The sequence below is a fragment of the Pseudomonas sp. MPR-R2A5 genome (assembly GCF_058793055.1).
Window position 1 is genome coordinate 1 of the sequence record NZ_JBXAFK010000095.1, and the last position, 9,778, is coordinate 9,778.

10 protein-coding genes are annotated in these 9,778 nt (G+C 60.3%); 9 read left to right on the forward strand and 1 reads right to left on the reverse strand.

Annotated features, from left to right (window positions below):
- From AC1Q6I_RS34310 to AC1Q6I_RS34350, 9 genes are all read left to right on the forward strand, one after another.
- Window positions 1-803, forward strand: an 803-nt coding sequence (locus tag AC1Q6I_RS34310) for a DNA topoisomerase (protein WP_492618418.1), incomplete at its 5' end; no start/stop codon positions are given.
- A gap of 529 nt (window positions 804-1,332) precedes the next feature.
- Window positions 1,333-2,868, forward strand: a complete 1,536-nt coding sequence (locus AC1Q6I_RS34315; protein ID WP_102625688.1) for a DNA cytosine methyltransferase — start codon at window positions 1,333-1,335, stop codon at window positions 2,866-2,868.
- A 311-nt stretch (window positions 2,869-3,179) separates the two neighbouring features.
- Window positions 3,180-4,742, forward strand: coding sequence for an ATP-binding protein (locus AC1Q6I_RS34320; protein ID WP_102625690.1), 1,563 nt, complete (start codon window positions 3,180-3,182; stop codon window positions 4,740-4,742).
- Window positions 4,743-5,043: 301 nt separating this feature from the next.
- A complete protein-coding gene (locus AC1Q6I_RS34325; RefSeq protein WP_102625691.1) occupies window positions 5,044-5,295 on the forward strand; it encodes a hypothetical protein in 252 nt (83 codons plus the stop codon).
- Between the two features lie 23 nt (window positions 5,296-5,318).
- Complete coding sequence (locus tag AC1Q6I_RS34330; RefSeq protein WP_102625692.1) at window positions 5,319-5,711, forward strand: hypothetical protein; 393 nt, start codon at window positions 5,319-5,321, stop codon at window positions 5,709-5,711.
- 92 nt (window positions 5,712-5,803) lie between these two features.
- Complete coding sequence (locus AC1Q6I_RS34335) at window positions 5,804-6,517, forward strand: DUF5983 family protein (protein WP_102625693.1); 714 nt, start codon at window positions 5,804-5,806, stop codon at window positions 6,515-6,517.
- A 313-nt stretch (window positions 6,518-6,830) separates the two neighbouring features.
- A complete protein-coding gene (locus AC1Q6I_RS34340) occupies window positions 6,831-7,628 on the forward strand; it encodes a GTPase (RefSeq protein WP_102625694.1) in 798 nt (265 codons plus the stop codon).
- Window positions 7,629-7,689: 61 nt separating this feature from the next.
- Window positions 7,690-8,055, forward strand: a complete 366-nt coding sequence (locus AC1Q6I_RS34345; protein ID WP_102625695.1) for a DUF3085 domain-containing protein — start codon at window positions 7,690-7,692, stop codon at window positions 8,053-8,055.
- 127 nt (window positions 8,056-8,182) lie between these two features.
- On the forward strand, window positions 8,183-9,025 hold the full coding sequence (locus tag AC1Q6I_RS34350; RefSeq protein ID WP_102625696.1) for a phosphoadenosine phosphosulfate reductase domain-containing protein: 843 nt from the start codon (window positions 8,183-8,185) through the stop codon (window positions 9,023-9,025).
- 167 nt (window positions 9,026-9,192) lie between these two features.
- Here the strand turns inward: AC1Q6I_RS34350 and AC1Q6I_RS34355 are convergent.
- Window positions 9,193-9,778 (reverse strand): hypothetical protein (locus AC1Q6I_RS34355; protein ID WP_492618419.1); only part of this gene is annotated, 586 nt, incomplete at its 5' end.

Genomic DNA, 9,778 nt, shown 5'->3' on the forward strand with positions numbered 1-9,778 from the left:
TCTGCTTCATCGGGAAACTCGGTGGGTGGGGTCGCGGTATTTTGCCAAATCAGAAAGTTTTTTTCAGAGTTTCCCAAGCCATCGGCAAGCAGGTGATCATCTCCGGCTGGCACCAGGTGCTGGCCGTACCGGAAGCGGACGACGCGGACGGCGAATCGACAGCGCGCAGCCAGGTGTTGCCAGCCATGCGCGAAGGGCTGTCCTGCCAGGTCGGCCACGTCGATCTGAAAGCACTCAAGACACTACCGCCCAAACCTTTTACGCAGGGCGATCTGGTCAAGGCCATGAAGGGTGTCGCCAAGCTGGTCACCGATCCCCGGTTGAAGCAGAAGCTGAAAGAAACCACAGGAATCGGCACCGAAGCCACGCGCGCCAGCATCATCAAAGGCCTGCTCGACCGTGGCTACCTAGTCAAGAAAGGTCGTGCCGTGCGCGCCTCAGAGGCGGCTTGCACCCTCATCGATGCGGTGCCAGCAGCCATTACCGACCCCGGCACCACCGCCGTCTGGGAGCAGGCTCTGGACATGATCGAAGCAGGCAGCATGACGTTGGATACCTTCGTCGAGAAGCAATCCATGTGGATCACCCAGCTCGTGCAGCAGTATCGCGGCACCACCCTGTCCATCAAGTTACCCGAGGGCCCCGCCTGCCCGCTGTGTGGCAGCGCCACCCGTCAACGCACCGGCAAGACCGGTCCTTTCTGGTCCTGCCGCAACTATCCCGATTGCAAAGGCACCCTGCCCATCCAGCAAGCCAGCGCAAAACGCAGCGCGACACGCAAGCCGCGACAGACCTCAAAATAGGTCGAGGCTCCACCACCTCCCCCATCGTATCGACCACGGTCGATGCGCATACCTCGCGCCCGCGAGGAACCCAGCACGCACCATCCTTCTGCAACGTGTGCCCGTCGCCGGAGTTTCGCTGGTTTGACGAGAAGGCGGATTCATCCGCAGCCCGTATCTCACGGACGCTCTGATCGGCTGATTTTTCGTTCCGACGGGTCCCCTGGTGCCTTGCCTCGCTCGATAGCAGAACGAGCCCCCAGGAGACCCTTCGGGTCGAACGGTATTCAGTGCCGGTGCCCGCCGGTGAAACAACGGGTTCCTTTTGTGCGCAGATGCGCGCCAAAGGATTTTCGACCCCAGCCACGACAAGGGTCGAGTGCAATCGACAGCGGATGGCTTTGACGACGGCCACTCCCTGCATCAGTTCACAGGTGGTTTCTTCCTCGACAGCCGAAGGCCCAGGCCCTCGGCACCTTTCTCCTGCCTATCCGAAACCAGCGGTTCGGCGAGCGCATTGCCGCCGAGCCCATGAACAGGAGATAACCCAATGCACCCTCAACCCCACAGGCCCCCACTGCAGTACGGCAGCGTCTGCAGCGGTATCGAGGCCGTCAGCCTCGCCTGGCAACCACTCGGCCTGGAGCCAGCCTGGTTCGCCGAAATCGATCCGTTCCCCTGCGCACTCCTCGCCCACCACTACCCCAAGGTGCCCAACCTCGGGGACATGACGCGGATCGCTGACCAGGTGCTCGCCGGCGCTGTAGCAGCCCCCGACATCCTGGTCGGAGGAACCCCTTGCCAAGCGTTCAGCATCGCCGGTGCCCGCCATGGGCTGGACGATCCGCGCGGTGCCCTAACCCTAAGTTACGTGGAGCTCGCAAATGCCATCGATCAAGCCCGCCTCGAAACCCGCCGCCCGCCGGCAGCGCACGTCTGGGAAAACGTACCAGGTGTCCTTAGCGACCGAGGCAATGCCTTCGGATGTCTCTTGGGCGCACTGGCCGGCGAAAGCAGTCCACTCGAACCGCCAGGGACTCGGTGGACGCACGCGGGTTGTGTGTCTGGACCCCGCCGTCGCGTTGCGTGGCGGCTGCTCGACGCCCAATATTTCGGCGTCGCCCAACGCAGGCGTCGAATCATTCTTGTGGCAAGTGGTCGAGAGGATCTCGATCCCACCGAGGTACTTTTTGAGTCCGACAGCGTGCTCGGGCATCCTGCGCAGGGCCGCGCACCGTGGCAAGACGTTGCCACGTCTGCTGCATCTGGCGCTGCTGAGCCAGTCGACTATGCCCACCTGAAACAGCCTTACCGCAAGATTATGGTGTCCTTCGGTTTCGGCGGCGGCAATACCGCAGGGCCGCTTGACGTCGCCGCCTGCCTGACGGCACAGGCTGGCACCAAAGGCGATTTCGAGACCGATACCTTGCTGGTTCAATCAGTCACCGGCTCCATTAGCCATACCCTGAATACAGCGAACAACGGCAAAGGCTGCAGTGAGGATGGCACCGGTCGTGGTGTTCCGATCATTGCCTTTACGGCTCAGGACTTCGGGGCAGATACGGCGGCGAACCTGGCACCTACCTTACGCACGAAGGTGACGCCGGCCATCGCATTTGCACAGAACTCACGCGGGGAGCTGCGTTGGGAATCCGGCCACGGGCAAATCGCCGGAGCGTTATCTACCGGCGGCGGCAAACCCGGCCAGGGCATGCCGATGGTGCTCAGCGTGGCCCTGCGCGGCCGTGAGCATGGCCTGGCCGCTGAACTGGGGGATGGTATCTCACCGACGTTGCGGGCCTGCAGTGGCGGCAGCGACAAAGGCTACGTGCTGGTGCCCAGCCACAAAGCGCACTTTCGCTACGAGCAGAACGATCCCAGCGCGGAGAACTGGCTCCAGTGGCGCGTGCGGCGGCTGATGCCACTGGAGTGCGAGCGACTGCAGGGTATGTCCGATGGTTATACGGCTGTGCCATACCGAGGCAAACCAGCGGCCGATGCTCCACGCTACAAGGCGATCGGCAACTCAATGGCGGTGCCCTGCATCGCCTGGGTCGGGCAACGACTGCTGCAGGCACTGACATGAAGGCGGCCGGTGGCCAGTTCCGATAGTCGGATGATCACACCGTCATGTCCCGGCAATTCTCTTCCCAGGTATCGCTGAACCTTCAGCGCGCCCCTCGGCAACCACGGTCTTCAAGGTTGCGCTACTCCCCGTAGCGACCGACGCAATCCGCTCCGCATCGCCCACCGCGGATAAACGCCTTCCCTCGGCGTCGATGCCCTTCTGCTCCCTCTCCGTTGGCACCTGGCTCCGCCAGCCCCCGCCATCGCCTGCGCCTATCGCTTTCGTCCACGCGCCCTTGACGGGCGTACCCCTTATCAGGAGTCAATCCCATGAGCACCATTTGTCTCAAGACCAACCAACACCAACTGATCGCCAACCTGCGCCACGCGTTCACCCCGCATTCAATGCTTGGCGAACTATTGCAGAACGCGCGCCGCGCGCAGGCCAGCCACATCCAGATCATTGCCGACGGCAACACCCTCATCATCGACGACGACGGCTGCGGTATCACCGATCTTCAAACCTTGATCTTCATCGCCGAATCAGGCTGGGATCACGAGTTGAAAGAGCGGGAGAACGCATTCGGTCTCGGCGTACTATCGACCTTGTACTTCGCCGAACATCTATCGGTGCATTCAGGCAGCAAGGCCTTCAACGCCGCCACGGCGACCATCATCCGCGGCGACGCCATCGAGGTATATTCCGAGCCCTCGCGGGTCGGCACCGAGATCCGATTGGACGGTGTGCAATCACCGCAAACCAACCTCACCTTGTCGCAATGGGCCGAGCATCAGCTCAAAAAACTGTGCGAGGCTTTTCCGGTGCGCGTATCGCTCAACGGTGTCGACATCGCTCGCCCGCTGGCAGATGCGAGATTGCCATGGAGGCAAACACCGATAGGCCAGGTTCTGCTCGATCTCGACGCATCACCGACACAATGGCGGTGCTTTCTCCAGAGCTTGCCCATCGGCAGGATTCCAGCTTTCTTCAAGCATCAGATCGTGCTATTGCGCGACGACATGGTCGCCCGCCTGCCAGATCGTCAGCACCTACTCAACGAGGCGGAGGATCACCAACGCATTCAAGCGGCGATCAGGGAGACCTACCGGCAAGCGCTGCTCGAAGCCAAGGAGCGACTGGCTGCCAGCGAGTTCGTTGAGCTGTTTGCGGAAACCTGCCTGTCTTCGTCGAACGCTGACCTGCTCAACGACGTGCCATTCGCTCTGCGTGAGTGGTTTCGCAACTGGGAAGACAACCCGGCGGGATACTACCGCTACTGGGAACGCTATCCGCTGAATGGAATATCAGCCCGCGTTGCGCTGGAGGAAACAGGCGTCTGGTCCATCGACAGCGACGGAGAAAATGACCTCGCCGTGGAAACCTACCTCGAGGTACGGCAAGCCTTTTTGCTGGAAGAGCATCGCCTCGATGCGAATCACTGGCTGAGGCACATGGTCAAAGCCGTCACGCCGGATCAGGTAGGCGTCCGTCATGACGCGACTCTCCATAGCGAGAGCTGTCCACCCCTGGCGGAGTGCATCGAGCTGATCCTGGTCGACACCCTGATCGTCAGCCTGGAAGGCGAGCCTGGTGAGTATCCGGTGGATGCACTGCGCAAGGACAACACGCTCTACCTCACGCCGAAGTCTGGCAACGTCACGGAGCTCGTTTCCGACTACATCTTCGATGACCGCTATGACGAGGGTCGAGAGGATGAGGACGCGCAAACGCTCGCCACGTTCGTCGCCGTAGGCTGCTCGCAAGACCCCGCCCAGGTTGTCAGGGCACTGCTGCCAGATGTGCTGTGCCAGCGTTCCCTGCCGAAGCTGGCCGGGGCGGTCGTACAGCTGATCTTCGACGGCAACGGCAAACTGCAAGAGGTCACGGCCTGACCTGTCCCATGAATGCTCCTTCGGGAGCGTTCTTTTTTCCTGCCAGAACACACCAGCATGCGCCGCTCGCTTCCTCCTTAAATCAGGGGCTGCCGGTTTCCCATTTCCCGCTGACGCACTCCCCTAGCCGCTCGAAGCTGCTCCCCATGTGTCGTCGACCTCGGTCGACACCATGCCCGCAGCACGGGTCCTCGGCTGCACCGTGGAGTCCTCCGCGCCTACCCAACCAGTCCGTTTCGCACCGTGCCTACGGATGAGCGCCCACGGGTGCCGGTGCTTCCACTTCAACCGGGAGGTTTTCATGCCCCATGCGTCTTCACCCACCCCACTCAGCGTCGATCAGGCTCGCGCCGAATCCGTCGGCTACCTGGCCTTGGCCCACCTTGGCGAGCGCCGGCCACTTCAGGTGCTACGCAGTGGTGCCGGTTACTACATCGGCACCGCCGACGAGGATGGTCCGGTATCGCGCGAGTCCGTCGAGTACTTCCGTTCGTTTCACGCAGCCAACCAGGCCCTGACAACAGGGGACTGGCAACAGCGCCTCCAGTCCTGACCTCTACCCATCGGGAGCACATCATGAACCAGTCTTTACCCCAAGACGTACTTGATCAGATCGCACGGGAAATCCTGCACTTCGACCATGCACCAGCAGCCTTTTTGAAAGCCTGGAAGCAAGGCATCCAAATCGCAGGTGTCGAGTGGTTCGGCGACGGCACCCACGAAGGAATGCAACAAGCCAAGACCAAGTGGGAGCTACGGCCGAACGTACTTAGGCTCAATGACGCCCTGGGCGTTCTGAGCGGCGGTCAACGGATGTTTCTTTCCGCGATGGTCAGCTTTTACAACGCCAGTGAAGGCGGCGCGATGCTCAAACGCTGCCATTTCGAGGGACTTGCCGATCTCGGCGGTCTCGATCTGGAGCGCCGCAAGGTCATCGCCGATCTGGTACTTCACTACGACGGCTGGTGAGCCTGCTCTCAGCCTCCATTTTTCCCAAGCCCCCGAGGGACACGCGTCCCTTGGGGCCATATCCCTCCGTCTTTTTCGACAGGAGCGACAACATGAACATCCCGATCAATCCCTTCGTCCGTGGCTACCACGATTTTCATATTCAGAGAGTCGCGGTCATCAGCTACGACGACCGCTGTCCAGTGACGTATCGGCCGTTGCATCTTTCACAAAGCCACTTGCCGGATGAACAGGCGCTGTACCGTCAGTGCATCTTCAACGACAGTTTCGTGCTCATCACCGAAGGACAGGATATTGCACCGGAGCTCGACGCGCTGTGCGGCGGAGCGGGCACGATCCAGGCAGTGCTCTACAGCATTCACGGAAACGACAACGGCGTATCCACCCACATCGGCGATACCTACTCCGAGGAAAACGCGCGTGAGGTCGTGCGGCGACTGACCTTCCAGACCGGGCATTACAGCCGCTGCTGGGAAATCAGCACCGCGCACGTTACCGAGGGTGCGATGCGCTACCTGTGTGAAATGGCGGATACCAAAACGCCGACCGGCCTGCTGTTCGTCGCCTTTCACATTCCCTGCTGTCCGGCCATCGGGGTGAAGCTGATCGCCACGCCCTGGGCAACCGACAACCTGTTGCACGTCGAAGGCATCACTGCTGAGCAACTGCGCCAGGAGCACCTGGACAAGGACGTTCCAGCGTCACTAGTGGGCGTCCTGCATCAGGCAGCCGAGGCCGACGTTCGCATCCTGATTCTGGATGCCGACGCCCCGCCTCTAGACGGACTCGCGCTGTATCAGGTGTAAGGCCGGATAGTTGGAGTGTGCCCTGGCCGCTCTCTCAGCCCCTCATCGTGGGGCTTTTTCTCGCTTGGAGAATGGCCAATACGGTGGCCACCGGATTCGCTTTGCCACGGGCAAACCGAGCGCCTGCGCACCATCGTTACCGTATGTTCGCTGGCGTCGCTGGCAACATCCCAGGCAGTCGAGACCTTAGAGACTGCGGTGCGGTTCACCGCATTGGTTGCACTGTTATCCGGCGCATGTCGCGCCATCCAGCCCTCAAGGGACATCCTCCCTTGCAGGCAGGAGTCCCTTGTTTTCCATCAAGGAGTCTCCAATGGATACCCAAGCCATCCGCGCACAAATGCCTGTTCTGGTTGCCGGTCATGTTCCCCGCAATGTCCGCACGTTCAAGTTCAATATCTTCGACGGACAACCCAAGGTCTCGACACTCGGCTTCCACATCGATCCCAAGCCGTTCGAGGGCAAGGTAATCGCCGACACCGGCGACGCCATCGTCGTCAAGACCGGTCGTGCCGAGTTCGCTGTGCTCGATCGCGCACTGCTGACCGAAGTACCTGACGAAGGCACCAAGGTGCAGGTCCAGCCGTATGCCCGCCACCGCTTCGACGGTCTGCGCGCGGACACACCGGAAGAGCGCATCGAACACACCGCAGACGGCACGCCCTATACGGTACAAACGCACATCCTCGGTTCCGCGCCGGCCAAGCTGCCGATCCCGCAACCACGCTGCCCAGAGTTGCAGGAACTCATCAACCAGCTCGAACAGTTGCCTGCTCCCGATGGCTTCCGCTGCATCACCCACTTGCTGGTGGATGCCGGTGCACGGGACTTCTCCTTCGTCGACCCGCTGCCCGACGACATCATCAGGACGCCGCCAGCGATCAGCTTCACCGTTGCCACAGCAAAGTTCCAGGGTCAGGTAACCGTGCTGTACGAGCGTGCCGACGACCTCTACGCGATCGAGCTGAAACGCGCCGGGGAACTCGTCGAACGCATCGATCAAGTGTTCTTCGACTCGCTCGGGGAAACGCTGGAGCAACTGATCGACGATGGAAGTTGGCGGCGCATCCGCGTGCAGCGCCTGGCGGGGAGCAAGCCCACCCGGCACTGACCGCACAGCTTCTCGCCCTTGCGGCAAGAAGCCCCTCATCCATAAATCAGGAGATCAATCCATGTCTCTACGATTCAAAGGCGCAGACCTGCGCCCAGTGCTTGCCGAGGCGGTTGCCAATCAGTGCCGCGTGATCCTGGCCAAAGACCAGGGCGTGTACTTCCTTGCCGAGCGGGGCGAACGTCGGCCCGATGGACGCCAGACGTTGCTCGCCTATGCGGTCGGCTGCAATCCAGACATCGATCCATTCGATGACTGGTGGGAGTTGGCAAGGACCGAACTCGGCGGCGATGACTTCGGTGAGAACTTCGACCCGAAAGCCAAGGTATTCGGCCAAATCCTGAACAGCGAGGACGACCTGGAGTTGTCTGCCACCGCCACCCACTTGTCCCTCAAGCCAGTGCCACCAACACCAGGCGGCAACTGACCTATCCCCCACAGCCCCCGTTCGCGGGGGCTTTTTCTGTTCGCAGCGCTCCTTCACGCACTCCCCGTCTCCAGGCCGCACCGGCCCCCTCGCCGGTTGACGCCGGCCTGCCCTAGGAGACGTCCGCATGCGCGACCCATTCAAGATCGACCACCCCACCTGCATCAGTTTCAGTGGCGGCCGCACCAGTGCCTATATGCTCTGGCGTGTGCTGCAGGCCAACGGCGGATTGCCCGCGAATACCGTGGTCTGCTTCGCCAACACCGGGAAGGAAGTCGAGGCTACGCTGCGCTTCGTGTGCGAATGCGCCGAGCGCTGGAAAGTGCCTATCCATTGGCTCGAATACCGAACCACGGAAGCGGGATTTGCAGTGGTAGATTTCGCCACCGCCAGCCGAGAGGGCGAGCCGTTCGAGGCGTTGATCCGCCACCGCCAGTATCTACCGAACCCTGTGGCCCGCGCCTGCACCACCAGCTTGAAGATCCGGCCGATGCACAAATTCGTGCGCAGCCTCGGCTGGACGGAGTGGGATCAGTTCATCGGTATTCGTGCCGACGAGCAGCGCCGGGTCGCCAAAATTCGCGCGCGAGGGCATTCCACCGAGTCGTCCAGCGAGATCATGTGCATGCCGCTGGCTGAGGCCGGCATCACGGTGCATGACGTGATCGACTTCTGGCAGTCCCAACCCTTCGACCTACGGCTGTTGAGCGTCAACGGTCGCACGCTGGAAGGGAACTGTGACCTCTGCTTCCTCAAGCCCCAACGCCAGCGCCTGGCTCTCATCAAGGCTAGGCCCGAGGCAGCCGAATGGTGGATTCGCATGGAGTCGCTGAATCTTGCCAGCAAGCCGAGCGGCGCTAGATTTCGCGCCGACGGTCCCACCTACGCCGACCTGGCGCGTTTCGCCGCCAGCCAAGGTGATCTATTCGACCCGACCGACGAGCCCATCACCTGCTATTGCGGAGACTGACCAATATGTTTTCTGGAAGTTCCTAGTTTCCTTAACCAAGGAGGAACCTTGCTGATCGGCGAAGAACGAACATAAACGGCCCTCTCCCTAACTGACTGTGAGTACACACCCTAGTTAGGTGCACATCCATGACCGTGAGAGGTACCTCAAACACAAAGATCAAAAAGTTAATCACTCTGAGCAAGAGCGCTGCTAACGTGACGTTTCTCCATATTGGAAATGGATTGGTTTTTCTCTAGCAGGCCGATCCTGACGTCATCCCACTCGAGCAACAATATAACCGGCTTCTTACCAAGCCTATGTGCAGCAGCACTATAAGCACCAACTGCAAATGACTCGCCATTATTTATTTCCGCATACATCTCAAGATGACCCTCAATAATTGACCGAGCACTCTCCACTGCACTCGTTATTATTTTTCGCACCTCATCTTGAATACTACTGATTGCACCAACGTACGACCTGACAGCCTTTTTAAGATCAACCTTGTCCGGAAGTTCCTTCAGCACTGACGGTTTAAATCCAGAATTATCAGCAAGCCGCTCCTTAAGCGCATAAATTTCTATATTGAATACAAGATTCGAGGCTTGTTTATTCTCGTTCAAAATCCATTTATCAGGATTGCTTACAAGGTGCACAGCCACCCCGCTGTGGCTAACGTGATTTCTCAGAGTTTCCATTAGGGAAACTCTGAAAAAAACTTTCTGATTTGGCAAAATACCGCGACCCCACCCACCGAGTTTCCCGATGAAG

What these genes read in the sequence shown, in the direction of transcription:
- AC1Q6I_RS34315 (WP_102625688.1), top strand. Translation starts at nt 1,333, where the DNA reads ATGCACCCTCAACCCCACAGGCCCCCACTGCAGTACGGCAGCGTCTGC.
- AC1Q6I_RS34320 (WP_102625690.1), top strand. Translation starts at nt 3,180, where the DNA reads ATGAGCACCATTTGTCTCAAGACCAACCAACACCAACTGATCGCCAAC.
- AC1Q6I_RS34325 (WP_102625691.1), top strand. Translation starts at nt 5,044, where the DNA reads ATGCCCCATGCGTCTTCACCCACCCCACTCAGCGTCGATCAGGCTCGC.
- AC1Q6I_RS34330 (WP_102625692.1), top strand. Translation starts at nt 5,319, where the DNA reads ATGAACCAGTCTTTACCCCAAGACGTACTTGATCAGATCGCACGGGAA.
- AC1Q6I_RS34335 (WP_102625693.1), top strand. Translation starts at nt 5,804, where the DNA reads ATGAACATCCCGATCAATCCCTTCGTCCGTGGCTACCACGATTTTCAT.
- AC1Q6I_RS34340 (WP_102625694.1), top strand. Translation starts at nt 6,831, where the DNA reads ATGGATACCCAAGCCATCCGCGCACAAATGCCTGTTCTGGTTGCCGGT.
- AC1Q6I_RS34345 (WP_102625695.1), top strand. Translation starts at nt 7,690, where the DNA reads ATGTCTCTACGATTCAAAGGCGCAGACCTGCGCCCAGTGCTTGCCGAG.
- AC1Q6I_RS34350 (WP_102625696.1), top strand. Translation starts at nt 8,183, where the DNA reads ATGCGCGACCCATTCAAGATCGACCACCCCACCTGCATCAGTTTCAGT.